The 24,558-nt window shown below is 39.9% G+C and carries 31 protein-coding genes and 1 pseudogene; 5 read left to right on the forward strand and 27 right to left on the reverse strand.

The genetic code is table 11. The features are described 5' to 3' along the window. Positions 1 to 7: 7 nt before the first annotated feature. The 4 genes from AB5618_RS16325 to AB5618_RS16340 all read right to left on the reverse strand — a co-directional run bounded on the left by AB5618_RS16325 (position 8) and on the right by AB5618_RS16340 (position 5,494). Positions 8 to 1,918, reverse strand: coding sequence for a YgiQ family radical SAM protein (locus AB5618_RS16325; RefSeq protein WP_173736056.1), 1,911 nt, complete (start codon positions 1,916 to 1,918; stop codon positions 8 to 10). A 91-nt stretch (positions 1,919 to 2,009) separates the two neighbouring features. Continuing rightward, complete coding sequence (locus AB5618_RS16330) at positions 2,010 to 2,852, reverse strand: GTP pyrophosphokinase family protein (RefSeq protein ID WP_118583092.1); 843 nt, start codon at positions 2,850 to 2,852, stop codon at positions 2,010 to 2,012. A 117-nt stretch (positions 2,853 to 2,969) separates the two neighbouring features. Further along, the gene (locus tag AB5618_RS16335) at positions 2,970 to 3,803 is read right to left on the reverse strand and encodes a M23 family metallopeptidase (RefSeq protein WP_368366916.1); all 834 of its coding nucleotides are present in this window, start codon (positions 3,801 to 3,803) and stop codon (positions 2,970 to 2,972) included. A 239-nt stretch (positions 3,804 to 4,042) separates the two neighbouring features. Then, a complete protein-coding gene (locus AB5618_RS16340; RefSeq protein WP_148463399.1) occupies positions 4,043 to 5,494 on the reverse strand; it encodes an aminoacyl-histidine dipeptidase in 1,452 nt (483 codons plus the stop codon). Positions 5,495 to 5,666: 172 nt separating this feature from the next. On the opposite strand from AB5618_RS16340, the gene AB5618_RS16345 reads away from it, so the two are divergent. Continuing rightward, positions 5,667 to 6,587, forward strand: coding sequence for a hypothetical protein (locus AB5618_RS16345; RefSeq protein WP_148463400.1), 921 nt, complete (start codon positions 5,667 to 5,669; stop codon positions 6,585 to 6,587). 87 nt (positions 6,588 to 6,674) lie between these two features. Here AB5618_RS16345 and AB5618_RS16350 read toward each other — a convergent pair whose 3' ends face one another. From AB5618_RS16350 to AB5618_RS16380, 7 genes are all read right to left on the reverse strand, one after another. Next, positions 6,675 to 7,310: an ATPase gene (locus AB5618_RS16350; RefSeq protein ID WP_118583101.1), complete on the reverse strand. Its 636-nt coding sequence runs from the start codon at positions 7,308 to 7,310 to the stop codon at positions 6,675 to 6,677. A 17-nt stretch (positions 7,311 to 7,327) separates the two neighbouring features. Beyond that, entirely contained in the window at positions 7,328 to 7,816 is a 489-nt protein-coding gene (coaD, locus tag AB5618_RS16355) for a pantetheine-phosphate adenylyltransferase (protein ID WP_118583104.1), read from the reverse strand. 9 nt (positions 7,817 to 7,825) lie between these two features. Then, positions 7,826 to 8,380: a 16S rRNA (guanine(966)-N(2))-methyltransferase RsmD gene (gene rsmD, locus AB5618_RS16360; RefSeq protein WP_148463401.1), complete on the reverse strand. Its 555-nt coding sequence runs from the start codon at positions 8,378 to 8,380 to the stop codon at positions 7,826 to 7,828. Then, positions 8,377 to 8,772, reverse strand: coding sequence for a methylglyoxal synthase (locus tag AB5618_RS16365; protein ID WP_021926957.1), 396 nt, complete (start codon positions 8,770 to 8,772; stop codon positions 8,377 to 8,379). Before AB5618_RS16365 ends, rsmD begins: the two co-directional genes overlap by 4 nt. Before the next feature lie 414 nt (positions 8,773 to 9,186). Continuing rightward, complete coding sequence (locus AB5618_RS16370) at positions 9,187 to 9,429, reverse strand: hypothetical protein (protein WP_118583170.1); 243 nt, start codon at positions 9,427 to 9,429, stop codon at positions 9,187 to 9,189. 165 nt (positions 9,430 to 9,594) lie between these two features. After that, entirely contained in the window at positions 9,595 to 10,518 is a 924-nt protein-coding gene (trxB, locus tag AB5618_RS16375) for a thioredoxin-disulfide reductase (protein ID WP_148463402.1), read from the reverse strand. Positions 10,519 to 10,533: 15 nt separating this feature from the next. Next, positions 10,534 to 10,857 carry a co-chaperone YbbN gene (locus AB5618_RS16380; RefSeq protein WP_055057012.1) on the reverse strand — a complete coding sequence of 108 codons (324 nt, stop codon included), beginning with the start codon at positions 10,855 to 10,857 and terminating at the stop codon, positions 10,534 to 10,536. 115 nt (positions 10,858 to 10,972) lie between these two features. Between AB5618_RS16380 and AB5618_RS16385 the strand changes: the two genes are divergently transcribed. Next, positions 10,973 to 11,707, forward strand: coding sequence for a Crp/Fnr family transcriptional regulator (locus AB5618_RS16385; RefSeq protein WP_347562194.1), 735 nt, complete (start codon positions 10,973 to 10,975; stop codon positions 11,705 to 11,707). Positions 11,708 to 11,827: 120 nt separating this feature from the next. On the opposite strand, the gene AB5618_RS16390 is transcribed toward AB5618_RS16385, so the two are convergent. From AB5618_RS16390 to AB5618_RS16420, 7 genes are all read right to left on the reverse strand, one after another. After that, the gene (locus AB5618_RS16390) at positions 11,828 to 13,519 is read right to left on the reverse strand and encodes an FAD-dependent oxidoreductase (protein WP_173773781.1); all 1,692 of its coding nucleotides are present in this window, start codon (positions 13,517 to 13,519) and stop codon (positions 11,828 to 11,830) included. 1 nt (position 13,520) lies between these two features. Continuing rightward, positions 13,521 to 13,841: a rhodanese-like domain-containing protein gene (locus tag AB5618_RS16395; protein ID WP_148463573.1), complete on the reverse strand. Its 321-nt coding sequence runs from the start codon at positions 13,839 to 13,841 to the stop codon at positions 13,521 to 13,523. Between the two features lie 12 nt (positions 13,842 to 13,853). Continuing rightward, positions 13,854 to 14,159: a thioredoxin gene (gene trxA / locus AB5618_RS16400; RefSeq protein ID WP_005421612.1), complete on the reverse strand. Its 306-nt coding sequence runs from the start codon at positions 14,157 to 14,159 to the stop codon at positions 13,854 to 13,856. Positions 14,160 to 14,251: 92 nt separating this feature from the next. Continuing rightward, positions 14,252 to 14,998: an SDR family NAD(P)-dependent oxidoreductase gene (locus AB5618_RS16405; protein ID WP_005421611.1), complete on the reverse strand. Its 747-nt coding sequence runs from the start codon at positions 14,996 to 14,998 to the stop codon at positions 14,252 to 14,254. A gap of 167 nt (positions 14,999 to 15,165) precedes the next feature. Next, on the reverse strand, positions 15,166 to 15,924 hold the full coding sequence (locus tag AB5618_RS16410) for a TSUP family transporter (protein WP_118583172.1): 759 nt from the start codon (positions 15,922 to 15,924) through the stop codon (positions 15,166 to 15,168). Between the two features lie 45 nt (positions 15,925 to 15,969). Then, positions 15,970 to 16,530, reverse strand: a complete 561-nt coding sequence (locus AB5618_RS16415) for a GNAT family N-acetyltransferase (RefSeq protein ID WP_148463574.1) — start codon at positions 16,528 to 16,530, stop codon at positions 15,970 to 15,972. 13 nt (positions 16,531 to 16,543) lie between these two features. Beyond that, positions 16,544 to 16,795 carry a kinase gene (locus tag AB5618_RS16420; RefSeq protein WP_118583122.1) on the reverse strand — a complete coding sequence of 84 codons (252 nt, stop codon included), beginning with the start codon at positions 16,793 to 16,795 and terminating at the stop codon, positions 16,544 to 16,546. A gap of 243 nt (positions 16,796 to 17,038) precedes the next feature. On the opposite strand from AB5618_RS16420, the gene AB5618_RS16425 reads away from it, so the two are divergent. The 3 genes and pseudogenes from AB5618_RS16425 to AB5618_RS16435 all read left to right on the forward strand — a co-directional run bounded on the left by AB5618_RS16425 (position 17,039) and on the right by AB5618_RS16435 (position 18,789). Beyond that, a complete protein-coding gene (locus AB5618_RS16425) occupies positions 17,039 to 18,127 on the forward strand; it encodes a histidinol-phosphate transaminase (protein ID WP_148463575.1) in 1,089 nt (362 codons plus the stop codon). A 103-nt stretch (positions 18,128 to 18,230) separates the two neighbouring features. Then, positions 18,231 to 18,626: pseudogene (locus AB5618_RS16430) on the forward strand (transposase); the annotation flags it as partial. A 7-nt stretch (positions 18,627 to 18,633) separates the two neighbouring features. Next, positions 18,634 to 18,789, forward strand: a complete 156-nt coding sequence (locus tag AB5618_RS16435) for a hypothetical protein (RefSeq protein ID WP_173770323.1) — start codon at positions 18,634 to 18,636, stop codon at positions 18,787 to 18,789. Between the two features lie 93 nt (positions 18,790 to 18,882). On the opposite strand, the gene AB5618_RS16440 is transcribed toward AB5618_RS16435, so the two are convergent. The 9 genes from AB5618_RS16440 to rd all read right to left on the reverse strand — a co-directional run bounded on the left by AB5618_RS16440 (position 18,883) and on the right by rd (position 24,117). Beyond that, complete coding sequence (locus AB5618_RS16440) at positions 18,883 to 19,041, reverse strand: rubredoxin (RefSeq protein WP_005339874.1); 159 nt, start codon at positions 19,039 to 19,041, stop codon at positions 18,883 to 18,885. Between the two features lie 75 nt (positions 19,042 to 19,116). Beyond that, entirely contained in the window at positions 19,117 to 19,863 is a 747-nt protein-coding gene (gene yaaA / locus AB5618_RS16445; RefSeq protein WP_148463576.1) for a peroxide stress protein YaaA, read from the reverse strand. Continuing rightward, positions 19,863 to 20,318: a thioredoxin-dependent thiol peroxidase gene (bcp, locus tag AB5618_RS16450; protein WP_055060581.1), complete on the reverse strand. Its 456-nt coding sequence runs from the start codon at positions 20,316 to 20,318 to the stop codon at positions 19,863 to 19,865. Before bcp ends, yaaA begins: the two co-directional genes overlap by 1 nt. A gap of 3 nt (positions 20,319 to 20,321) precedes the next feature. Further along, positions 20,322 to 20,534, reverse strand: a complete 213-nt coding sequence (locus tag AB5618_RS16455) for a DUF6219 family protein (protein ID WP_005421604.1) — start codon at positions 20,532 to 20,534, stop codon at positions 20,322 to 20,324. Between the two features lie 178 nt (positions 20,535 to 20,712). Continuing rightward, positions 20,713 to 21,141 (reverse strand): hypothetical protein, encoded by a 429-nt coding sequence (locus AB5618_RS16460; protein ID WP_148463577.1) that lies wholly within the window; start codon positions 21,139 to 21,141, stop codon positions 20,713 to 20,715. 4 nt (positions 21,142 to 21,145) lie between these two features. Next, entirely contained in the window at positions 21,146 to 21,358 is a 213-nt protein-coding gene (locus AB5618_RS16465) for a sporulation initiation factor Spo0A C-terminal domain-containing protein (RefSeq protein ID WP_148463578.1), read from the reverse strand. Between the two features lie 287 nt (positions 21,359 to 21,645). Continuing rightward, a complete protein-coding gene (locus tag AB5618_RS16470; RefSeq protein ID WP_019161195.1) occupies positions 21,646 to 22,080 on the reverse strand; it encodes a bacteriohemerythrin in 435 nt (144 codons plus the stop codon). 415 nt (positions 22,081 to 22,495) lie between these two features. Further along, positions 22,496 to 23,773: an IS110 family transposase gene (locus AB5618_RS16475; protein ID WP_118701149.1), complete on the reverse strand. Its 1,278-nt coding sequence runs from the start codon at positions 23,771 to 23,773 to the stop codon at positions 22,496 to 22,498. Positions 23,774 to 23,952: 179 nt separating this feature from the next. Then, positions 23,953 to 24,117: a rubredoxin gene (rd, locus tag AB5618_RS16480; RefSeq protein ID WP_148463579.1), complete on the reverse strand. Its 165-nt coding sequence runs from the start codon at positions 24,115 to 24,117 to the stop codon at positions 23,953 to 23,955. Positions 24,118 to 24,558: the final 441 nt, after the last annotated feature.

Consider the following 24,558-nt stretch of genomic DNA (forward strand, 5'->3'; position numbering starts at 1 on the left):
AACACTCCTATTTCTGCTTTTTTCTTGTGTGATGATTGCGGATGGTTTTCTTTGGTGCCGGACCATGCTTTGATTCTCTGTTACGCCCGGCATTCTCTGTATATTTGCTGTCACCATGCCCTTTTCTGACAGGCCGGATCAGACATTTTTCTCCATACCCAACCAGATCCATACGCCCTGCAATTTTCAATCCTTCGAGAACCAGTTCTCTGTTGACCGGATTCTTATATTGCATAAGTGCACGTTGAATGGCTTTTTCATGGGCGCTCTTCGGCACATAAACCTCTTCGCCTGTAAGAGGATGGATCCCCGTGTAATACATACAGGTAGACAGTGTAGAAGGTGTTGGGTAAAAGTCCTGCACCTGCTCCGGAGTAAAGCCAAGATCACGGACATATTCTGCCAGTTTCACAGCTTCTTTCATGGTACATCCCGGATGGGAGGACATAAAATATGGCACGGCAAACTGCTGTAAGCCAGCCTTCTTATTTGCCTTGTCAAATTCCTTCAAAAACTTCTCATACACTTCGTGGGACGGTTTGCCCATATATTTCAGCACCTGATTGGAAACATGCTCAGGAGCTACACGAAGCTGTCCGCTTACATGATATTTGGCAAGTTCATTAAGAAAAGTCTTGTCCGGGTCTGCCAACACATAATCGAAACGCACACCGGAACGGACAAATACTTTTTTTACTTTTGGAAGATCCCGGAGCTTACGAAGAAGAGAAACGTAATTTTTGTGATCCGCGGTCAGATTCTTACATGGCTCCGGAAACAGACAATGACGGTTCTTGCAAACGCCTCTGGTCAGCTGTTTCTGGCAGGAAGGCTGGCGAAAGTCTGCTGTAGGTCCGCCTACATCGTGGATATATCCTTTGAAATCTTTCTCCTCGGTCATGTGGACCGCTTCTTTCAGAATTGATTCATGACTTCTGGTCTGCAGGATTCTCCCCTGATGAAAAGTTAATGCACAGAAGCTGCAGCTTCCGAAACATCCCCTGTTGCTGGTAAGGCTGAATTTAATTTCCTCTAATGCAGGAATTCCGCCGTCTTTCTCATACATGGGATGATAATTTCCCGCATAAGGAAGATCATATACATCGTCCATCTCCTCCTGTGTAAGAGGTAATGCAGGTGGATTCTGGATCACGTAACCCTTTGTTCCGTAGAATTCGGCCATGGTTCCTGCTGTAAAAGGATCTGTATTCTGATACTGGATGGCAAAGCTTCTGGCATAAGCCTGCTTATCCGCCTGTACTTCATCAAAAGAAGGAAGTATGATCGGCTCGTAAGTGCGGGACAGATCCCTACATTTATAGACGGTTCCTGCCACATAGGTAATTTCGCTGACAGGGATTCCGCTGTCAAGAGCCTCTGCAATCTCAATAATAGAATGCTCTCCCATTCCGTAAGAAATCAGGTCTGCGCCGGAATCTATGAGGATACTGTGCTTCACCTTATTTTCCCAGTAATCGTAATGTGCCATACGTCTGAGGCTTGCCTCGATTCCACCAAGGATTACAGGAGTTTTCTTAAAAGTCTGACGAATCAGATTACTGTATACAATAACAGCACGGTCCGGCCTCAAACCCATTTTACCGCCAGGAGAATAAGAATCCTTCTGGCGGTGCTTTTTTGCAACGGTATAGTGATTAACCATGGAATCCATATTGCCGGCACTTACAAGGAAGCCAAGGCGAGGCTCTCCAAATACGGCAATACTCTCCTTCCTGCGCCAGTCGGGCTGTGGGATAATTCCCACTTTATAGCCCCGGCTCTCCAGAAGGCGGCTGATAATAGCAGTACCAAAAGAGGAATGATCTACGTAAGCATCTCCTGTCACGTAGACAAAATCCACCTGATCCCAGCCTCTGTCCTCCATGTCTTTTTTTGTAACTGGTAAAAATTGTGACATCTATATTTTTCTCCTATGCACTGCTCATTCTGTAAGGCGTGTTCCAAGAATGATGTGAACAAAATGAACAGTAACGTATTTTCGGACAGATTTATGAAATACAGCTCTTGCCTGGCTGATGTCCGATATTATGGTAAACAGCCTGGGCGCGGTAACCTTCCGCGATAATATCAAGCTGTCTGTGAAAACGCTCCAGCTGTTTCAAATCTTTGGTATGGAAAACACGAAGAAATTCTGTTTGAATTTTGGTAATCTCCCGTTCGCTGGATACGCGGTAAAGATTTTCTATATTATTGAGAATATCTTTTACAAGATTGGACTGCATCTGGGAAGAATTCTGGGCATCCATGATTTCATCGCGCACAGAAGACATTTCCTGATCCAGCAAAATAATAGCATCCGCGGCATTCGTCAGACGCTCTGCCACATGCGGCGGCATGTCCCCTTTATATTTGTACTGAAGGGAATGTTCGATCGTTGCCCAGAAGTCCATAGCCATGGTGCGGATCTGAATTTCCGCCTGCAGCTTCCGGGGACCATTTAATGTTTCTACTGTATAATAAATGATCAGATGGAGACTTCTGTAACCACTCTGTTTCACATGCTTCAGATAATTCTTCTCACTCTTAATGGTCATATCTGACCGGTTTTGGATCAGGGATGCTACTGTCTCAATATCTTCCTCAAACTGACAGATAATACGGATTCCAGCAATGTCTTCTACTTCTTCCTCCATGCGTTCCATAGGAATATGCTTGCGCTGCATTTTCTCCAGAATGCTGGATACACTTTTCACTCGTCCGCTTACCTGCTCAATAGGGGAATACAGATCATTTTCTCGATGTTCGCTGATAATGTGTTCAAATTTGACAATCAGTTCCCTGACTGCCAGTTCGTAGGGGCATAAAATGCTTCTCCATAACTGTATTTCCATATAAATCGCTCCTTACAGAATATGGGCATTGTATTATGAAAAATATTCTGCAGTTAAATTTAAGTGTGTCTACCCATATGTTTAATCATTATAGCATATATTTCAAAAAATTTGTTATCAATAAGTGTATTTTTTTACTTTTTTCTCCATTGCCTGTAAGACATAGTAAGGGTTTACACTCAGTTCCTCTTTTCCCTGTGGATTTATGTAGATTCCCAGATGAAGATGAACCGGAAATTTTCCGGACATTCCTTCTTCTCCGTATCCGGTATCTCCCATGAATCCAAGGATCTGCCCCGCTTCCACTGCTTCACCTGTCTGAAAATATTTTTCATAGGATGCAAGATGGGCATAATAAAAATACCCTCCATGAGGAGAACGGATTCCGATCCGGTATCCGCCAAGAGGAAGCCATCCGATTTTTTCTATTTTGCCATCAGTCATGGAAATCACAGGATAAAATCCGGATTGAGAAACCCTGCCAAAGAGATCGCAGCCTTCGTGCGTCCGGCTTCCACCATAGCTTCGGGCAGCGCCAAAGGTGTTTTCATAAAAAATCTCTTGCCATATTTCTCTATCGTTTCTGATCGGAATGGGAAAATTTTCCAGGTCTTTCCAGACAGCCAGATAACAGCTTCTCAGGTCATAATAGGCTTTTGGTTTGAAGCGCAGATATGCTTCCCTGTTCCCGGAAAGATATTTGGGGAAAAATTTTCCATTCAGCATAGTTGTTGTAAGAAGATCGGCAAATTCTCCATCTGAAAGCACTCGTTCTTCTAACTCTGCATATAGCACAGACGACAAAGCCTGTTCCCGGAAGCTTTCTGTAAAACAGGTGTCCGGTTTTAACAGGGAGGCCTGGCTTCTTTGCTGAATAAAATTCTGAAGCAAGATAAGCAGCGGCAAAAGAAAAAGAAGAAGGAGTAAGTGTTTCCCGGTCTTTCTTTTCATGGCATTTCCTCTCTTTAATATATGGGAAAAGGTGGATGATTTTTTGTTACCAGTAAATAGTAACGATTTTTTCACCCTCAGATAATATATGGAAAATCAGAAAAATTAGAACAAAAAATCAGCTGTACGGAAAGTATTTTTCCAAATACAGCTGATTCGAATTATGAAAGTCTATGGTATCCATAGCTGCAATTTGCCATGAAAGTTCTGGAAGGCAGCTGCGATGCAACTGACATTTATCAGTCTTTCAGGTTTTTTAATACTTCTGTCAGATATTCCCAAACCCGTTTCACGGAAGCCATATCAAGGCGTTCTTTGCTGGTGTGGATGTCCAGAATATCCGGTCCAAGAGAGGTGCAGTCAAGGTTTTCCATTCGCTCATAAAAAATACCACATTCCAGACCGGCATGAATGGCAACTACCTCCAGGTCTTTACCGTACATGTTTTTATAAATTTCTACCATCTTGTCACGAAGAGGAGAAACTTTACGATACTCCCATGCAGGATAAGCCCCCTCGGTCTCATATTCACCTCCCAGAAATTCTGTCAGATATTGGATTTTATGGGAAAGAGCCTCTTTGGCAGTTCCTACAGAGCTTCGGATACTGGTCTGTACAAACAACTCGTCCCCATACAGCTTCAGAATTCCGGGATTGCAGGAAGTTTCCACCAGATTTTCTATGGTACCACTCATTTTCTTAACACCAAATGGCATGTTCATCAGATAAAAAAGCACTTTTTCCTGGCTGGTGGGATGAAGAACCTGTGCATCCATATCCTCTTCTTCTGTTATCTGAATTGTAATAGTATCATCTGTACCAGTGTATTCTGTCCGGAAATCCTTCTGCATTTTCTTTGCAAGGGAAGTGATCTGAGAAATTTCTTCCGGAAGCACAAGAAGAACCGCTTCGCATTCTTTGGTAATAACGTTGTCCTGCTGACCACCTTCTAATTCTTTCAATGCATAGCCACAGACATGGGAAAGTTCATAAAGGAACTGTCCCATAAGAATATTGGCACTTGCGCGGTTTTTGTGTATTTCAGCTCCGGAATGGCCTCCCACAAGTCCACAGACTTTTACGTTAACTTTTCTGCCGGAAGCGTCCACACGCCGGACTGGCAGATAAGAATTTCCAGCGACACCACCGGCACAGCTTACCCACAGACAGCCCTCTTTTTCAGAATCCAGATTGATCATTCTTCTTCCTTTCAAAAGGCTGCAATCGAATCCGTCAGCGCCCAGAAGCCCCGTCTCTTCATCAACTGTGAAAACAACCTCCAAAGCCGGATGCGGCAAATCTGTGCTGTCTAAAAGCGCAAGGCCATAAGCCACTGCAATTCCGTCATCGCCGCCAAGAGTAGTGCCCTCGGCTGATAAAAAGCCATCTTTCACAACCAGCTTTAGTCCATCCTTTGTAAAATCATGTTTGATTTCCGGGCATTTCGCACAAACCATATCCATATGTCCCTGAAGGATGACTGTGGGCGCGTTTTCGTAGCCAGGTGTTGCAGGTTTATAAATCACAACATTATTCATGTCATCCTGAACATATTTCAAATCATGTTCCTTTGCAAAATTCATCAGATAATCACTGATTTGTTTTGTATTTCCTGAACCATGTGGAATACCACAGATTTCCTCAAAATAGTGAAACACATTTTTGGGTTCGAAGTTTTCTAAAATTGCCATATGGGTTACCTCCAAAATTTTATATATGGTTTGTATTTATCTTTTCGGCATTTTGAGACAGAAACAGAATATAAATTTTATATAATGATTTTTTAAACATACTTCAAGCTGCTGAACACAACCTGACTATAACTTCACATGTTGGGCTTTTATTTTTAATAACGAGGTCAAAATGAAGAAAAAAATGATCCTGCTTTCTGTTATCCTGCTTTTACTCTTCCTTCTGTGTTACCCGGCCGAAGCTCTTGCTGCGGCAAGAAATGGACTGAAACTGTGGTTAGAGACCTTACTGCCTACCCTTCTTCCGTTTATGATCCTTACAGGAATTCTGGTGCACACAGATTGGATTACAAAAATTTTACAACCAACTGCTCCTTTTTTCAAGGTCGTTTTTGGGCTTTCTCCAGGAGGAGCCTATGTATTTCTTCTGGGACTTCTCACCGGTTACCCTATGGGGGCAAAATTAACCGCAGATTTGTATTATGCTGGAAAAATCAGCCGGCAGGAGGCCGAATATCTGTTGACTTTCTGCAATAATCCAAGTCCGGCCTTTCTTATTACTTATGTGGGACATATCTGTCTTGAGGGAAAATTACATATTGGTTTTCTTGTGGGGATTCTGTTTCTATCAGACATGATCTGCATGTGTTTTTTTCGCTTTACAGTCTATAGAAAAAACTCACTGCTTTCCTTTTGTACGCCAAAAACATCTGAGCAGGAATATACTTCTGCCGGGCTTCTGGATTTTGTCATTATGAATAGTTTTGAAACTATGGCAAAACTGGGTGGTTATATTCTTATGTTCTCTATTCTGTCCGCTGCCATAAGTCATTTCTGGTATCTTCCAGCACAGGGAAAATATATTCTTCTCGGACTGATAGAAGTTACCACTGGTCTTCATGGGCTTCTGCTGTCCGGGTTTTCTTATTCACTTCGTGTACTTCTTGCCCTGTGTATAAGTGCATTCGGAGGATTCTGTATTATGGCGCAAACAAAAAGCGTACTTGGAAAGGAACTCTCCCTTCATCCGTACGCTTCTGCAAAATGTATGAATGCAGCAGTTACTGCTGTTCTCATACTTATATTCTTATAAATATGATCACTGCTCACATAAAACAATTATAGAATAGTTTTAGTGAATTGCAATCAGATAAAGTCTGCTATATTTCGCGTGGCAAAATTAGTTATCGCCAATCTCGTCCAGAAGAGCTTCATCTTCCTTGGAAGCCTCTGTATCAGCCGGCTGATAAGAGCCGGACATTGCAGCTGCCTGAGCAGTCTGTGGCGCAAGCTCCTGACGATTATGGTTTACAACATCCATGCATGCCTGAAGAGCATCGATGAATCCTTTATATTTGCCACCAGCATCCTCAAGAGTCTGGGTAAGTACGGAACCGATGTTTGCCATCATGTCATCTGTGTATGTGATCGCGCTGAGACGAATGCTGTTAGCATCCTGTGTAGCGGAATCCAGAATCTCCTGAGCCTGACGATTCGCTGCATTGATAGTCTCGTTTGCCTGCGCATATGCTTTCTGCATGATCTCATGCTGGGTAACAAGCTCCTGAGCTTTATTCTGTGCATCTGCGATCAGTGCATCTGCCTTGGTCTGTGCATCCTCAAGAATGGCGTCCTTATTGCTGATGATCTTCTGATAACGTTTGATCTCGTCTGGAGTCTTAAGACGAAGTTCACGAAGAAGCTCTTCAATCTCTTCTTTATTCACTACAATCTTAGTTGTAGAAAGTGGCTGATATTTACAACTGTCTACATATTCTTCGATTTCTTCAATGATCTGTTCAATTCTGCTGCTCATAGTAAACTCTCCTTATTCTATTTCTTCAAATCGTGCATCTTTTTCTTAACAGCTTCGGTAATTTCCGGCGGAGCAAATTTGCTCAGGTCGCCATCATAGCCTGCTACTTCTTTCATAATAGTAGAGCTAAGATATGCATATTCCAGGCTTGTCGTCAGAAACACGGTGTCAATATCCGGAGCAAGCACCCGGTTTGTCTGTGCCATCTGCAGTTCAAATTCAAAATCTGTAACTGCACGAAGCCCGCGCACGATCACCTGTGCATGATTTTCTCTGGCAAAGTTCACAGAAAGACCCTTGAATGCCTTGATTTCTACATTCTCCATGTCTTTTGTTGCCTTTTCTAGTATATTAACACGTTCTTCAACAGAAAACAACGGACTTTTTGCAGAATTATGCAAAACTCCTACGATTACTTTGTCGAAAGATACGCTTGCACGCTTGATTATGTCCAGATGACCATAAGTGGCCGGATCAAAACTTCCTGGATAAACAGCTATTACCATGTATTTTTCTCACTTTCCCCGGCATAAAAAGATATGCTTGTTAGTTTTGTATTCTTTGGAACGCAACTGTCTGTAGCCAAGATCTTCCACATAACCGAAATCTGTAGCAAGGTCAGCTTCCACGATGATCAGTGTATTCTCATCCAGAATACTGCTGTCCTGAAGGTATTCCAGAACCTGACGCTCCAACTCATGGTTATATGGGGGATCCATAAATATGCAGTCAAAAACGCCCTTTCCTTCTAAGGAACGAAGGGCCTGCATCACGTCCATATTCAGCAGTGTACCACTATCTGCAAGTTTTGTAAATGTCAGATTTTCTCTTATGCATGTGCATGCCTTGGGATTTTTTTCAACAAAAACAGCCCGAGCTGCTCCGCGGCTTAATGCCTCAATGCCGATTGCACCGCTTCCGCTGAACAGATCAAGGAAGTGACAATCCAGAAGTTCAGGCTGAAGAATATTAAAAAGAGTTTCTTTGATGCGGTCTGTGGTGGGGCGTGTGTCCATACCCGGCACAGTCTTAAGGTTCAGTCGTCTTGCTTTTCCTGCGATGACTCTCATTTCAGATTCAGTCTCCAATCCAGATCACCACGAGCCAGTCCAAGAATAAGAAGTTCTGCAGTAGCGATATTGGTCGCCACCGGAATATTATACTGGTCACAGCGCTTTACAATAGCTGTGATGTCTGGCTCCTTCGGATCTATCATAACAGGATTATAGAAAAGTATTACCATATCCAGATCCTGCCGCTCTACCATTTCCATGAACTGCTTATCGCCTCCGATACTGCCCGGTAAAAACTTATGGACATGAAGACCGGTGGCTTCCTCAATTCTTCTTCCTGTAGTGCCGGTAGCATATACTTCATGCTTGGCCAGGATGTTCTTATAAGCGATACAGAAATCTTCAATGAGAACTTTTTTACTATTATGTGCAATGATACCTAAATTCATAGTTCACCTCTCCCATTTCTTTCTGTTTATTGTATTAATTATAGCAAATTGACAAAAGAAGTGCAACAAAAACGTTTGAATATATACAAAATTCATTATTTGTTAAGAATTTGTTTTTAAATGACGTATTGATTTATCTGGTTTTTTTATATTTTATTGTGCAAATCAGCTCCGTATTCTACCGATACGCTTCATTTTTTAGCCTTATTACATGAATATTTTTCTGTATAAGTATATGAATACGCACAATTTTCATAATTTTCGCACATTTGAAGATAAAAATTTCACAATTTCTTTTTATATGTAAAAAAATATATGGAATAGTTATTTTTGTATATTTTTATATGAGAAGCGTATTGTTTTCGATAGTTTTCAATAATCTTCACAGCTGATTTTTGTTTGTTTACACCACTTTTACACCATTTTATTTTCCTCCAAATCATCCCAAGGTTTCAGACCCATTTCCTCCCAGGTGATACCATACGGTGCACCTCCGGAGGTATAACCGGCAATAAAGAAAAATCGGTCATCTTGCAAGATCTCTTCTTTAGCCAGATTATCTCTTGTTTCTTTTTTCAGTTTTGCTCTCATCTGTTGTTTCTTTTGTTTCGCAACAGCTGCTTTTTCTTCCGGTGTTTTCTTATGTTTTTTTGTCATAAGTATTTCTAGTGTAATTCCATTCTGAATGCCTTCTTTCATCAGCATAATCATTGTATCAGGATAAAGTTCACAAAGTATCCGCAATACGTTCCCATAAGTTCATGTCATTATTGAAATCGTACATATTTCAGTATAAAAAGTTCACCATTCAAATTCTGATTATTATTTCTCCACATACTCTTCTGCCATATGTACTGCCATAGCACCATCTGCCACTGCTGTTACTATCTGACGAAGTAACTTTGTTCTGACATCTCCTACAGCATAAACACCCGGAATACTCGTTTCAGTGTTTTCACCTGCCACAATATATCCTTTATTATCCATTTCTATCTGATTATCTAAAAAATCTGTTGTCGGTTTTCTTCCTATACTCACAAACAGGCCGTCACATTCTATAATGTTTTCTTCTCCTGTAACTGTATCTTTCAACCGCACACCAGTCAATCGTTCTCCATAAATCAGTTCATTTACTGTATTGTTCCATCGAAACTCTATATTTTCAGTTTTCATCAGCTGGTCATGGTAGATTTTCGTTGCACGTAATGTATCTCTTCGATGAACAATGATGACTTTCTTAGCAATTCGACTTAAAAGAACAGCATCTGATACAGCAGAATTTCCACCACCAACCACCACCACGATCTTATCTTTATAAAACATACCATCACAGGAGGCACAATAAGCAACCCCATGACCTATCAATTCTTTTTCTTTAGCGAGACCAAGTTCTCTTGGATTTGCTCCAGTAGCAATCACTACTGTTTTCCCAATATAAATTCCCGAACTAGTTTCTACTCTCTTAAGCTTTCCTGTTAAATCCATATTAAAAACTTCAGCATATTCACTTTTAGCGCCAAATTTTACCGCCTGTTTTTGCATTTTCTCTGCCAATGAAAATCCGTCAATTCCATTTTCAAAACCAGGATAGTTATCAATCTGCCAGGTCAATGACATCTGACCACCTGCAGATAATTTTTCTAAAACAATGGTATCAAATCCTGCTCTGGCTGCGTATAATGCTGATGTATACCCTCCAGGTCCTCCCCCCACGATAATCATATCGTAAACATGATTTTCATTCATACAGCAGTCCTCCTTTTATTTTTCCAATGCTTCATTAATAAAATTCTCTATCATTATTTTTGATTCAGGTGCAACAATAGAATCTATTGCCTTTCCATTTCGATATAAAACCAGCGTAGGAATCACCTCAATCTTTTCAGCTTCTGCAATCTGTGGTTCTTCATCAATATTCACTTTTCCAGCAATAAGAATATCGCTGTATTCTTCACTTATTTTTTCATAAGCCGCTCCAATTCTACGGCAATAACCACACCAAGGTGCCCAGAAATCAACCAAAACCGGTTTTTCCTTATGAATTAATTGTCCAAACTTTTCTTTATTTATATTTATAGATGTCATATTTTTCAACTCCTTCTCCTATTTGAACTTAATATACCCCAAATAAGTGCTTGCTTCCGTGATGATATCACAGAAAAGATAATTTACTTTATTACACTTCTTTTTATTTCTATTTATGGCATATGCCAGTTATATAATTGACGCATCTAAAAAAAGCAAGTATACTATGTTCGTAAAGGAGATAACGGTTATGAACTTCGAAAATTGTTTTCCACTATGGAATGACTTAAATACAACACAGAAAAAAATAATTTCAGACAATTTAATCACACAGTATGTAAAAAAAGGGACAATCATTCACAATGGAAACCTGGATTGCACTGGATTATTACTGGTTAAATCCGGGCAGCTTCGAACCTACATACTTTCAGATGAAGGACGAGAGATTACACTTTACCGTCTGTTCGATATGGATATGTGTCTTTTATCCGCCTCATGTATCATACGCTCCATTCAATTTGAAGTAACCATTGAAGCAGAAAAAGATACTGATCTTTGGATCATCCCTGCTGAAATCTATAAGGGCATTATGAAGGAATCTGCTCCCGTCGCAAACTATACCAATGAGTTAATAGCCACCCGTTTTTCTGATGTCATGTGGCTGATTGAACAAATCATGTGGAAGAGTTTGGATAAGCGTGTTGCTTCATTTCTTTTAGAAGAGACCTCTATCGAAGGAACAAACGAGCTGAAAATCACTCATGAGACGATTGCTAATCATCTTGGTTCCCACAGGGAAGTTATCACTCGAATGCTTCGATACTTTCAAGGCGAAGGTCTCGTCAAACTCTCCCGCGGCAAAATCACAATCCTTGATCCAAAAAGACTGGAAACACTCCAAAGATCATAAAATTGTTTTTCTGTAACATATAAAGAAGAATCCTCCATTTATCAGAATTATGAAAGTCATTCTAATAAATGGGGGATCTTTTTATGCTATAAGAAAATTATAAAAATATTATGATTATTTTTAATAATCCATACCACATGCATATGCCTTTTCAATCAGCGCACGGTCATTGACAACTGCATCATAGAAGCGGAATCCGCCGGAGAAGTTGTATGTTTCATATCCATTTCCTTCCAGAATACGACTGGCAATATAACTTCGCAGCCCACTCTGGCATATCAGGTAAACAGGCTTTCCCTTCTCAATTTCATTGATACGTTCCCTTAGTTCATCTACAGGAATGTTTTTGAATCCATCCATATGCCCCCTGTTAAATTCACCTACAGTTCTCACATCCAGCAACACAACACTTTTATCTCTAGAAATCTTATCCATATCTTCCAGATGCCATTGTTTTAAGGTACCTTTTGCTATATTGTCTATCATGAATCCTGCCATATTTACAGGATCCTTGGCAGAGGAATAAGGCGGTGCATATGCGAGATCCAAATCCTTCAGCTGGGTTGCCTTCAGCCCTGCATGGATTGCTGTTGCCAGCACATCAATACGTTTATCAACTCCTTCATATCCAATAATCTGAGCACCAAGCAAACGATAGGTCTCTTTTTCAAAAACCACCTTCATTGTCATCACTTTTCCACCAGGATAGTAACCGGCATGACTCATAGGAGAAAGAATTACTGTATCTACCTCTAATCCTGACTTTTTGGCATTGGTTTCATTGATACCTGTAGTGGCTGCTGTCATATCAAACACTTTTATAACGGAGCTTCCCTGACTGCCCAGGTAACGACTATCACCGCCACAAATATTATCAGCGATGATTCTGCCCTGTTTATTGGCTGGTCCTGCCAAAGAAATCAGCGCATCATTACCCGTAACATAATGTTTTACCTGAACTGCATCACCTGCAGCATAAATATCCGGTACAGAGGTTTCCATTCTGTCATTCACTATAATACTTTCCTTGATGCCAAGTTCCAGACCGGCTTCTTTTGCTAATACTGTGTCTGGTGTGACTCCGATTGCCAGAACTACCATATCAGCCTGAAGGGATGGATTATCTTTCAACAGGACCTCCACTCCGTTGTCTTTTTCTTTAAATCCTTCTACTGTATAGCCCAGTACCAGTTTTATCCCATGCTTTCTCATTTCATTATGGATCATGGATGCCATATCCGGGTCAAAAGGGTTCATCAGCTGCTTAGGCCGCTGGACAATCGTAACATCCATGCCAAGCTCCCTCAAATTTTCTGCCAGTTCCAGACCAATAAAACCGCCACCTGCCAATACAGCCGATTTTGGATGATTCTTATTTATATATTCCTTTATCCGAAAAGTGTCTTCTACAGTACGAAGTGTAAAAAGTTTATCAATACCTACTCCGGGAAGTCTCGGCTGTGTTGGCTTTGCACCTGGAGAGAGGATCAGCTTATCATATTTTTCTTCAAATATCTCACCATTCTCTAAATTTTTCACTGAAACCTTTTTACGTTCCGGATGTATGGAGATAACTTCATGATGAATTTTCATGTTAATACGGAAGCGTTTAAAAAAACTCTCTGGTGTCTGTAGTGTAAGTTCTTCCGGGTCTGTGATCACGTCTCCAATATAATATGGAAGTCCACAATTTGCATAGGATATGTATCCGGATCTTTCAAACACAGTAATTTCAGCATGTTCATTCAGTCTGCGTATTCTTGCTGCGGCTGTAGCTCCTCCGGCTACACCTCCTACAATTATTACCTTCATCTTATTTTTCCACCTTTCCTGAGTAAGCTGCAATGCCACCGATATTATTTACTTTAGAATATCCCATTCGTTGCAGTATCCCAGTTGCCTGGCGGCTTCGTGAACCGGAATAACAGTATACAAACAGTGGGATATCCTTATTCTTCGCTACAGAAGCAATATTGTCAAGTTGCTGCAACGGCACATTTTTACTTTCTGGTATATGTCCTCCCTGATATTCCTGCGGTGTACGTACATCCAGCAGAACTGCATCATCAGTCCTTTTATATTCTTCTATGCCTTGATTAATATTCGACTGTTTAAAGAGATCAAAAAATCCCATTAGCACACCTCCCTAAAGCATTTCTAAAATCGCATTCTTAGGTCTCGCCCCTGAAACCTGCTGTACAATCTTCCCATTCTTCATAACCACTAAAGTCGGAATGCTCATAATACTGAACTTATTTGCCAGTTCAGGCTCTTCATCTACATTAATCTTTCCAACTTTAATATCTCTACGCTCACTTGCAATCTCCTCTACAATAGGTACTACCATGCGGCAAGGTGCACACCAAGATGCCCAAAAATCTAAAAGAACGGGTTTATCGGAATTCAGTACTTCGTTCTGAAAATTATTTTTATTGATATTAATAGCAGACATTTTACAGTCCTCCTTATCTTTTTCTTTTTGTAGATTTATTATGGTCTTAATTTCATTTATTTTCCGTGATTACATCACCATACCTCATTAACTTAACTTCTTGCCATACCATCTACACTTAATATAACACCTGTAATGTAACTCGCCTCATCTGAAGCAAGAAACACAAACGCATTTGCAATATCTTCTGGCTGTCCAAGACGACGCAATGGAATTCTTTCAATCATAGGTTCGATAACTTCCTTTGGCACGGCCTTCATCATATCAGTTTCTGTAATCCCAGGTGCAACAGCATTAACACGAATACCTTTAGGTCCTAGTTCTCTTGCTAATGATACAGTCAATCCGTTTACTGCAAACTTCGATGCCGGATAAGCAAACCCACTTGGCTGTCCCGAAATACTCACCATGGAAGAAGTTGAGAGAATGACCCCCTTGCCTCTTGCCACCATACATTCTGCTGCTACACGAGTAGTATTAAATACTCCTTTTACATTTAGATCCATGACTTTATCAAAAGTCTCCTCTGTATAATCCATAAATGAGGTGTTTTCTGAAATCCCTGCATTATTTACCAGTATGTCGACACATCCATATTTTTCAGTTGCCTCTTTAAAAGCCTTTCTGACAGACTCCATGCTTGCCAGATTTGGACTAATTCCAGCAACTATTGCATTGGGATATTTTTCTTTTAATTTATCTACAGCAACATCTGCCGATTCCTGTGAACTTGCTGCCAACACAACTGAAGCACCTTCCTTCAAGAATTTATCAGCTGTAGCAAATCCTATACCACGGCTTCCACCCGTAATGATTGCAACTTTATCTTTTAATCTCATTTAGACTACCTCCTTACTTTGTTTGTAGTTACATTATAAGCAAAAGGTAAATCATTTTCTGTGATATCATCACAAACTATCGCAATAAAAAACCCTGTTGCTCACACGCACCAGGGTTTCAGACTGTAGACAAAGGGGGATGTGAAATAAGTCCCCTTTTGTGTGTTTCAAATCAGTTCTGTTAATACTTTAATGAAGAAGATCACGATCACCACAATCATAACCGGTTTTACGATCTTGTGACCGTTTGAAGTAAAGCTATGACTTCCAAGATAATTCCCTGCCATGTTACAAACTCCTGCTGCAATTCCCAGTGGCAAAAGCACTTTGCCATTGATCAGAAATACGACAAGTGCTGTGATATTGGTTGTCAGATTGATTGCCTTTGTGGCACCTGCTGCATCGTTTAATGTCATATGACAGAAACCGGTAAATAAAAGCATCAGAAATGTTCCTGTTCCCGGTCCGTAAATCCCATCATAAATACCAACTACAGCTGCGATCAGAATACTTTTAAAAATCAGCATTCCATTGATTACTTCTGTTGCATTTTCGTCTTTTCCTTTCAGTGCTTTGCTTCTCAGTACATAAAACAAAATGACCGGAAGCACAACCAGCATGGCGATCTTTAAAGCTTTCTCCGAAATCAGAAGAGCCAGATGAGATCCTATCCAGGATCCGGCAATTGCACCAAAAACTGCCGGAATACAGATTTTCCATTTCATAAAGCCTTTTTTCATGTAGTGAAAAGATGCCACGAAAGTTCCCATGGAGCTGCTCATTTTATTTGTTGCAATTGCAGTATGTACCGGCAGTCCCGCAATCATATATGCCGGAAGTGAGATCAGTCCGCCTCCTCCGGCAATCGAATCCACAAATCCTGCCAGAAATACAAAAAAACATACTACCAGATAAACTAAAACCACATTTTCTCCCACATTCCCTGTCCTCAATTTCCTTTTGTATTTTTATTATTTTTTCATCGCAATCAATGTCGGGCGAAGAATCTGTACGTATTCTTCATACATTACTTCTCGCAGAAAATCTACATATTCCCAGAAAGTCAGCTCACCGTCCGGTGTAAGGATTTCAAAATCTGTATCATACACATTTACAAACAATCCCGTCTCCTGAAGTCCGTTCCGAAGATAAAAAGCCTTTCTTTTTTTGCGTTCTTCAGCATTTTCTGCTTTTTCATCCTGTGTTTCTATTTCAAAAATATATTTATGATTTTTGAACTTTTTAAGTAATGCCTCCAGTCCCCTGCTTCCATATCCGTAATTTCTTTTCTCCGGTACAATTGCATAATAATCCAGAAGCGCCCTATCCTGCTCCGCATCGATCAGATTGATTGCCAGTCCTACGAATTCATCTTCGTCAACCATTGCAAGCATCTCCATCTTTCCATCTGCTACCAGGTTTTCCATTACCTGCAGGGGCTTTTTCTCCTGTTCCGGAAATGTTTTATCATACAGATCATAAAGCTGCCATTTATATTTTGCGCCTTCATCGGCAATGTTTACAAGTTTCATTTTTCTCTCCTGCTTAATTATTGATCATATCCGGCCATGACAGAATTTCTCCGGCAATCTTTTCTTCATAATCGCCCTCAATATCCTCACTTCTGCCTGCCTCATAGATATTTGTCTCTGCACCCCAGACTCCATCGTGATATTCCCACACATGGAATTTCAGTCCGCGGAACATAAAATCCAGACTTCCGCATCCGTCTTCTTCGGTATATTCAAACCTGATATTTTTTTGATTCAATGCATCCTGTACTGTCTGCAATCTCATATTCATTCCCCCGTCTTGCATATTTATTAGTTATTGCTGTTCACAACAACACCTGTTTGTTACTGTTCACTCCGTTCACAGCAACTTGGTCAAAATCCATTCCAAAACACCTCGCGGAATACTGCCTGTGTTCACAGCAACACCTGTTTTTCTAGTATAACACATCTTCGGCGGTTGTCTATTGTAAAAAACGCTTCGATGATTTATTATAGTAAATAGCGAAAAAATGAGGAGTGTAACCTTATGACTACAAAAATGGTTTTTCATGGAAGTGACATAGAAAAAATATGTGACTACTATCATTTAAATAAAGAAGATATCGTTAAATTCGGGGCAAATGTCAATCCTCTTGGCCTCTCCGCCTCTGTAAAAAAAGAAATTGCAGAAAATGTCGATCTTTTTTCTTCTTATCCGGACAGAGATTATGTATCTCTCAGAAATACGATCTCAGAATACTGCAGGATTCCCGCTGAATTTATTTTACCGGGAAATGGTTCCAGTGAACTGATCTCACTTCTGATTCAGGAACGTGCGCCGAAACACACCCTGATTCTCGGACCGACATATTCCGAATATTCCAGAGAACTTTCTTTCTCCGGAAGCACACAGGAATATTATCATCTGCGAGAAGAACGAAATTTCACTCTCGATGTAGAGGATCTGTGCAAAACTCTGGAAAACGGTTATGATTTCCTGATTCTCTGCAATCCGAATAATCCGACTTCCTCTGCGATCATGCAGGAAGATCTCCGCAAACTGATCGCATTCTGTGCAGATAAAGATATTTTTGTCATGATCGATGAAACTTACGTAGAGTTCGCACCGGATGTCGAAGAAATAACTGCAATTCCTCTGACCAGAGAATTTACCAATCTTATGGTACTGCGTGGTGTTTCTAAATTTTATGCTGCACCGGGCATGCGTCTCGGTTACGGAATTACCGGAAATATGGAATTTCTTTCCAAAATGCGAGAAAAACAGACGCCATGGTCACTGAACAGTCTTGGTGCCTTTGCCGGAGAGCTGATGCTCCGTGACCACGACTACATTCAGGAAACGCGTGATCTGATCCTCGATGAGCGTGACCGCATGGAGCAGGAACTTCAAAATATCCCTACTTTTAAAGTTTATCCTGCCTATGCCAATTTCATCTTATTAAAAATCCGCCGGGACGGTCTGACTTCCGCCGATGTCTTTGAGGCCTGCATCAAAAAAGGCCTGATGATCCGCGACTGTTCTTCCTTCCAGTGCCTGGACGGCGAATTTGTCCGCTTCTGCATCATGATGCACGACGATAATACAAAACTCTTAAACGTACTGAAGCAGCTGTAATCCAGCTGCTTCAGACTGTAGACAAAGCCCTGCTTTTGCAGGGTTTTGCTATTGTTGGAACCGCTTTTCTGATATAATAAATATCAGAAGGGCGGTGTTTTTTATGATGACGAAAAATGCAGATAAAAACAGAGAACAAATGATGATGTTTTCCATGGATGACATGGTACCTCAAAACCATATGCTGCGATTGATTGATAAAGCAATCAATTGGAATTTTATTTATGATCTGGTTGAAGAAAAATACTGTCCGGATAACGGCAGTCCCAGTATGGATCCCGTCATGCTGATAAAGATACCATTCATTCAGTATCTCTATGGGATAAAAAGCATGCGTCAGACCATGAAAGAGATCGAGGTAAACGTTGCATACCGTTGGTTTCTCGGACTAAACATGTTAGATCCAGTACCTCATTTCTCTACATTTGGAAAGAATTATACCCGCCGTTTCAAAGATACAGACCTTTTTGAGCATATCTTTTCAAAGATTCTGGAAAAAAGCACGGATGGAAATGAAAGCCGGGCTTACCTTTGCATGCATGAATTTGAAAAAACTGGCAAAGATCCTGGAAAAACGAGGTTGGAACACAGCCAGATTTTTGTTGATTTTGAAGAAAATAAAAAGAAAAGAAGTTTTAAAAGAAAAATGGTGCTGGGCATAACACCCAACACCAAGTTTGTCTACAGTCTGAAACCCTGTTGCTCACACGCACCAGGGTTTTTGTTTATCTATCTGTATTTAAATAATCAGAATTTTATTCAACTTCTGAAAACTGATCTTTTCCAACATTACATAATGGGCATTCAAAATCTTCTGGAACGTCCTCCCACTTTGTTCCTGGTGCAATACCACCTTCAGGATAACCTTCCTCTTCATCATATTCCCATCCGCAAACGTCACATACATATTTCATTAGTTTGTTCCTCCTTCTATTATTATAATAATCAATATTACTGATTACCTTTTATTTAAAATAATCATTCAATCATCATTTTTTCCGTTCAAAAACATATTCTGCATCTGATGATAAATCAGAGCGGAATGAATAGCCTAGTCTATCAAATTTCTTAATATCCTCAGGATTTTCAATTCTGTTTTCAGCCATGAACCTAACCATTTCACCACGGGCCATCTTAGCATATGTACCTTTTGTCACCAGTTTATCTCCTGATAACTCACAAAATGTAATCGTAATGTATCTATCCTGTCGTGTCAGATATTTTTCTATGCACTTAGAGTATTCTTTCGATGCCAGATTGATTATAATCCTGCTGTTATCAATCACTGAGCGGTATAATAAATCTCCCCAGTACTCATACAGATTTTTTGTTTCTCCTATTCCAACCTTCGCCTGCATTTCCAAACGATAAGGCGTCACACCATCCCTTGGTTTTAACACACCATAAAATGCAGATATTATTCTCAAATGCTTTTGTACATACTCGAACTGACTGTCCTCAAACACGGATGGAGCCATATATTGAAAAGCAATTCCTTCATATGATAAGACAGCTGGGGTAAGTAAATGATAAAGATCCATGTTTTCCAATCTATTGAAGTTCTGTTCTGTAATTTTGTCATTACATTTCCAGATAGTCTTCAGTTCTTCTTTTGACTTACTTTTCAACCAACTTTGTATCTCTGTCGTCTTTTCAATAAATTCAGGCAATCCATCCGGCGCTATGCTGTCAGTATCTGTAATCATCTTTTTAGCAGGGGATAATATTATCTTCATTAATCTAATTCCTTGAGCATATTTTCAGGATCATCTGCAGCCTTGACTTTATCATTTGCCTTTATAATAATCCCCTGTTCATCAATAAGATATGTGGTTCTTACTACTCCCATAGAGACTTTTCCATAATTTTTCTTTTCTTTCCATACATCATATGCTTCAATAACTTTCCGCTCTGGATCTGCTAAAAGTGTAAATGCCAATCCATATTTTTCCTCAAATCTCTTATGAGAGGATACAGAATCCTTACTGACTCCAAGAATAACTGCTCCTTTTTCGGTAAACTGCGGGTATCGCTCAGAAAACCCACATGCCTGTTTCGTGCATCCCGCTGTATTATCCTTGGGATAGAAATATAAAATCACTTTTTTTCCTGTATAATCCGATAATCTATGTATTTTCCCATTTTGATCTGGCAACTCAAAATCCGGTGCCTTAACCCCTACTTCCAACATTATTTATCCCTCCCTTTCTGTATCTTTCTCTTTATTCGCCTTTTTCTTCCTATTCCCGGTAATCATTTTATGACCTGTATATATCGCCATTACCATACATAACATAGAACTTAAAGCAAAGTATTTGTGACTTGATTTTTGCTTTTTATATCCAGTGTAAAAAGTCCCAAGCATTGTGATCAATGCTCCTACTGACCAATATTTATGTGCTTTCATGTAATTCCTCCATTTTTCAGTGTATTCAATTCTAATTATACGCTACCATATTCCTATGTCAATTTGATAATAGAGCATTCCTATAAAATTTTTCAAAATATCATTGTCAAAACTATGTATTGTTATCCTTTAATTTTTCTTTGAAATAATTGACAAAAAGCTTGCTTTCAGGAGATTACTATTTAATCTCTTTTCCATCTATATATAGTTGAAATTTATCAGGATTATTGACAACATCATAGTCCTTTCCGTATTCTACAAGTCTATATTCGGCTGTCATTACCGATTCCCCGTCTTCAATATCTTCTTTCCATAAATAGATGTTCATATCAATGCTCGTCGCATATCCTCTGTCTGTGGAGAATTTTGTCGAATGAAAAGAATCATCCTTGTACATCTGCAAAAGTTTTCTTGCAAACGCTTCTCTATCCTCAATATCTTCCCTATTTGCGACCACGGTTATATTTTCATCCCGATTTACAGAAAAAGTTCCAACTACATCTGGTTCGCCTTCTTTATGACTGGATTCAAATTTCCCATAAATACTTCCTACAGCAATTATCAAGATTGCTGTTCCTGAAATTAGTGCAATTATCTTTTTCTTCATATTTTTAATTTCCTTTTAATTTTTTTACTGCGTAATTGATTACTTCTTCCGGTGTGGGCCTGTCTCCTTTAAGTGTCATTTTCTTCCATTCTTCCTGCACTGCCGGGTCAGGATTAACAAATCCTGCATCTATGGCTATCTGCATTTCTCTGCGTACTTCTTCTGGTGTTGTGTTATACTTTTCTGCAATCTTCTCATATATAGTTTTCTCTCTCATTCATTTTCCTCAGATATATAAGTGGAATTATATCTTGTTCTATAAAATCAATTTAGCATATTTCTGTTGGCATGAAAAGAGACTTTACAACTTAAAATTGGATAAAAAGGACAAAAAAAGAAGAGCTGCTTGCTCTTCCCATATAGTAGTAGTAAAATAATTTGTCATGCCAGCGCAATATATTACCTAGAATATCGCTATAACAGGAAAGGGGCTGCATTATGACAGCCCCTAGTTTACTTCATCACGTTGTCTACATTCTGAGTGAACTCGTTCCCTGGTTTATTTTAGCATCGATCTGGATTTTGTTTCATAAAGATAAATTTTGCCACAGAGCGGTCGTATGTTTTAATGTGTCCAAACAGCCAGTCGATTACATTTTTCTGTACAAGTTCACTGAACCGATCTGTTGGTCCTTCATACTCCTGAAGGTATTCATACAGTTCCTGAATTGTCTTTTTAAACTCTTCATGTTTTTCATAATGTTTTTCACGCTCTGGATAACCGGCTTTTTCCTGAAGTGCTTCTTCTTCTTTAAAATGAAAGTCAGTATACTCGTTAAGATAATCCAGAAGTTTGATCGCCTTTACCTTGCTGTCGCCATTTTGACAGGCAATTACAAAGTTCTGAATACGGTCAATCAATTCTTTGTGCTGTGTATCGATTGTTTTATTTCCTGTTACTAAATTGTCATCAAAGGTAATGTTTAAATCGTAAGTCATAATTTGACCTCCCATAATAATCTTTGTTTTTCTCTTGTTAACTCGCTTTTTCTCACATTTTCATTTTTTCATAGAGATTACTTCTAAGTCTATGTCATTCCCCTTGGCCATAAATCATGGATATACGGATGTTTAGGGTACACAAAACAAGACGTCGTCTTATTCTGCTATGATCGGCCTCTCTTCCCCAACTCCTTACGGCAGCCTAACCTCCCATATCATACGGGATCTCCTATAACTTCAGGGTCCTTAATTCCTTCGTTCTGCTTATCCATAAAGGGGTGTCATGATGCTCCATTGCTGAGTCTCTGCTCTGATGGTAAAAAATCTGACTTGGCTCTTTATGTTTATGAAATTCTTCTGTTTCTTTCAGCACCTTGCGGCGGACGTCTCCTGAATCTCACAGTTGATCTTCTTATGCTGCCTGTGGCTGCCTGTGAATGTCAGAAAGCATCTTCTGCGCATCATAGGTCACTCCATTTGCAAGGATGGCATAAAAGACTCGTATCAGCTTACAGCTGATTGCAATCACGGATTGTTTCTTCTTGAGCGGATTGTTCGCTCTTGTCGTGTAATACTCATGCAATGACTTAAACTCTGGATTCGTAGCTATCAGCGGAATCGCTGCATTGAACAGTACTGCCCGCAGCTTACTCCGCCCTCTTTTACTTATGGTCGTCTGTCCTTTGTGCTTTCCAGAGCTGTTCTCCCGTAATGAGAGTCCTGCCAGCTTTTGTATCTGTCTGGGTGATTCGAAACGCCTCACATCACCCACTTCTGCCAGAAATCCGGCTACCGTGATCACTCCTATACCTTTGATGGCAAGCATCTGCTCGCTTTCGGGTATCTTCCTGCACAACTTTTCTATCTCCTCTATAACGGCGTCAAGCTGTGCCTTTTTGTATTCGTAATCCTCGAGCAATAGCTTCATTTCATACTGGGCAGCCGAAGAGCCTTTCTTTAAGCCAATGCTGCGTTTTGCTGTCTCACACAGGGTCGTTGCCCTTTTCATTCCTACAGCCCTAAGCTTTGCATCTCGCCAGATTTGATTGATTTTCTCGGCTCCCAGTTCCACGATTGCTTCCGGAGTACAAACTTTCTTTAGAAGCAGCATACTGCTCTGTGCTTCATAGTCCCCAAACACATCTGTGTACTCGGGGAAATATATGGCGAACCATCTGGCAAATCTGTTTTTGATCTGGGTCATCTCCCTGATGAGTCTCTTACGATTGGTCACCATAATTCTTAAATCAGCATACACACCATCCGGTGTATACGGTGCAGAATACCGGCCCTCGGTAACCAGCTTTGCGATCACCTTCGGATCCTTCCTGTCATTCTTGCTTTGGCTGTTGTCATCCAGTTCCTTGGTCTGCTTTACCGCATAAGGGTTAACCATAACCAGGAGGATGCCCTCATCCTCAAGATAAGCGCCAAGATCAAACCAGTAATGACCTGTCGGCTCGATACCTACGATAACATCTGACTTTCTGTACTTGTCCTGTAAACGCTGCATCCATGCTTTAAAGGCTTCAAAACCTTCTCTGCTGTTGCTGAATGTAAAGACTTTCCCAAGTTCAATGCCTCTCCAGTCAAATGCTCTGGCATACTGTGTCGTACTTCCGATATCAATTCCAACTACCAAAGTTGATTCTTTTACTTGATTGATTTTTTCATTCTGCTTATAATTCATTTGTGGGTGTCTCCTTTGAACGATGATTTGTCAACCGGCCAGTTAACAATCATTATTCTATAGGTGGCACTCATTTTTTGCAAACCGGTTATTTGTTACTTAACAGGAATGCTCCATTTCTTTTATATGTTCTCTTAGGCTCTTTTAATGTCTGGCAGTTTCGTATCTGCATTTTCTGCTTAGTCTTCTACAGGAACGAAAACATCTTTTCCTAATCCGCAGATTGGGCATGTCCAGTCATCTGGAATATCCTCAAATGCAGTTCCTGGAGCGATACCTCCGTCTGGATCGCCTACTGCCGGATCATAAATATAGCCACATGGTTCACATTCATATTTTTTCATAGTCATTTTCCCTTTTCAATGTCGATTTATTTTTGTTACCAAGTTCCTAGCAATTTTTCTAACACTTTGTTTCTTGTATATCTGTATTATACATGATAATTATTCTTTTGTCAATAATAGTAATTATTATTATTTTTGTACTTAGCATAAACTGATATTTGAATTGCACATTTACATATTGTATATATTATGGGAATAGTTGAATAAAAAAATGAACTCTATTCATTAAAGACAGAGTTGCTGGAAATTACTTCTCTCCAACAACTTTCTTCGTCTTTAAGTCCTTGAAACACAATACTGTCCAATCAGATTCATCCAATTGTTATATTTATTCTTTTCACACACCTTTCGGCAAATTTCATTTTCCATCAATACACAGAACATCTTATCATAATCAAATGCCCAAACAGCACCATTCACATGGTTTTCCACTGCTTTCTG

This window comes from Ruminococcus sp. J1101004sp1_RTP21198st1_B9_RTP21198_201120 (genome assembly GCF_040924245.1).
Taxonomy (GTDB): domain Bacteria; phylum Bacillota; class Clostridia; order Lachnospirales; family Lachnospiraceae; genus Blautia_A; species Blautia_A faecis.

What these genes read in the sequence shown, in the direction of transcription:
- AB5618_RS16325 (WP_173736056.1), bottom strand. Translation starts at nt 1,918, where the DNA reads ATGTCACAATTTTTACCAGTTACAAAAAAAGACATGGAGGACAGAGGC.
- AB5618_RS16460 (WP_148463577.1), bottom strand. Translation starts at nt 21,141, where the DNA reads ATGAAGAAAAAGATAATTGCACTAATTTCAGGAACAGCAATCTTGATA.
- AB5618_RS16405 (WP_005421611.1), bottom strand. Translation starts at nt 14,998, where the DNA reads ATGAGATTAAAAGATAAAGTTGCAATCATTACGGGTGGAAGCCGTGGT.
- AB5618_RS16470 (WP_019161195.1), bottom strand. Translation starts at nt 22,080, where the DNA reads ATGACTTACGATTTAAACATTACCTTTGATGACAATTTAGTAACAGGA.
- AB5618_RS16385 (WP_347562194.1), top strand. Translation starts at nt 10,973, where the DNA reads ATGGCATATGCCAGTTATATAATTGACGCATCTAAAAAAAGCAAGTAT.
- bcp (WP_055060581.1), bottom strand. Translation starts at nt 20,318, where the DNA reads ATGTTGGAAGTAGGGGTTAAGGCACCGGATTTTGAGTTGCCAGATCAA.
- AB5618_RS16345 (WP_148463400.1), top strand. Translation starts at nt 5,667, where the DNA reads ATGAAGAAAAAAATGATCCTGCTTTCTGTTATCCTGCTTTTACTCTTC.
- rd (WP_148463579.1), bottom strand. Translation starts at nt 24,117, where the DNA reads ATGAAAAAATATGAATGTGAACCATGTGGCTATATTTATGATCCGGCA.
- AB5618_RS16350 (WP_118583101.1), bottom strand. Translation starts at nt 7,310, where the DNA reads ATGAGCAGCAGAATTGAACAGATCATTGAAGAAATCGAAGAATATGTA.
- AB5618_RS16425 (WP_148463575.1), top strand. Translation starts at nt 17,039, where the DNA reads ATGACTACAAAAATGGTTTTTCATGGAAGTGACATAGAAAAAATATGT.
- AB5618_RS16395 (WP_148463573.1), bottom strand. Translation starts at nt 13,841, where the DNA reads ATGGGATTTTTTGATCTCTTTAAACAGTCGAATATTAATCAAGGCATA.
- AB5618_RS16390 (WP_173773781.1), bottom strand. Translation starts at nt 13,519, where the DNA reads ATGAAGGTAATAATTGTAGGAGGTGTAGCCGGAGGAGCTACAGCCGCA.
- AB5618_RS16380 (WP_055057012.1), bottom strand. Translation starts at nt 10,857, where the DNA reads ATGACATCTATAAATATAAATAAAGAAAAGTTTGGACAATTAATTCAT.
- AB5618_RS16420 (WP_118583122.1), bottom strand. Translation starts at nt 16,795, where the DNA reads ATGAGATTGCAGACAGTACAGGATGCATTGAATCAAAAAAATATCAGG.
- AB5618_RS16340 (WP_148463399.1), bottom strand. Translation starts at nt 5,494, where the DNA reads ATGGCAATTTTAGAAAACTTCGAACCCAAAAATGTGTTTCACTATTTT.
- coaD (WP_118583104.1), bottom strand. Translation starts at nt 7,816, where the DNA reads ATGGTAATAGCTGTTTATCCAGGAAGTTTTGATCCGGCCACTTATGGT.
- trxA (WP_005421612.1), bottom strand. Translation starts at nt 14,159, where the DNA reads ATGTCTGCTATTAATATCAATAAAAATAATTTTCAGAACGAAGTACTG.
- AB5618_RS16335 (WP_368366916.1), bottom strand. Translation starts at nt 3,803, where the DNA reads ATGAAAAGAAAGACCGGGAAACACTTACTCCTTCTTCTTTTTCTTTTG.
- trxB (WP_148463402.1), bottom strand. Translation starts at nt 10,518, where the DNA reads ATGAATGAAAATCATGTTTACGATATGATTATCGTGGGGGGAGGACCT.
- AB5618_RS16435 (WP_173770323.1), top strand. Translation starts at nt 18,634, where the DNA reads ATGGAAATGAAAGCCGGGCTTACCTTTGCATGCATGAATTTGAAAAAA.
- rsmD (WP_148463401.1), bottom strand. Translation starts at nt 8,380, where the DNA reads ATGAGAGTCATCGCAGGAAAAGCAAGACGACTGAACCTTAAGACTGTG.
- AB5618_RS16365 (WP_021926957.1), bottom strand. Translation starts at nt 8,772, where the DNA reads ATGAATTTAGGTATCATTGCACATAATAGTAAAAAAGTTCTCATTGAA.
- AB5618_RS16330 (WP_118583092.1), bottom strand. Translation starts at nt 2,852, where the DNA reads ATGGAAATACAGTTATGGAGAAGCATTTTATGCCCCTACGAACTGGCA.
- yaaA (WP_148463576.1), bottom strand. Translation starts at nt 19,863, where the DNA reads ATGAAGATAATATTATCCCCTGCTAAAAAGATGATTACAGATACTGAC.
- AB5618_RS16415 (WP_148463574.1), bottom strand. Translation starts at nt 16,530, where the DNA reads ATGAAACTTGTAAACATTGCCGATGAAGGCGCAAAATATAAATGGCAG.
- AB5618_RS16455 (WP_005421604.1), bottom strand. Translation starts at nt 20,534, where the DNA reads ATGAAAGCACATAAATATTGGTCAGTAGGAGCATTGATCACAATGCTT.
- AB5618_RS16475 (WP_118701149.1), bottom strand. Translation starts at nt 23,773, where the DNA reads ATGAATTATAAGCAGAATGAAAAAATCAATCAAGTAAAAGAATCAACT.
- AB5618_RS16465 (WP_148463578.1), bottom strand. Translation starts at nt 21,358, where the DNA reads ATGAGAGAGAAAACTATATATGAGAAGATTGCAGAAAAGTATAACACA.
- AB5618_RS16440 (WP_005339874.1), bottom strand. Translation starts at nt 19,041, where the DNA reads ATGAAATATGTATGTGACGTTTGCGGATGGGAATATGATGAAGAGGAA.
- AB5618_RS16370 (WP_118583170.1), bottom strand. Translation starts at nt 9,429, where the DNA reads ATGACAAAAAAACATAAGAAAACACCGGAAGAAAAAGCAGCTGTTGCG.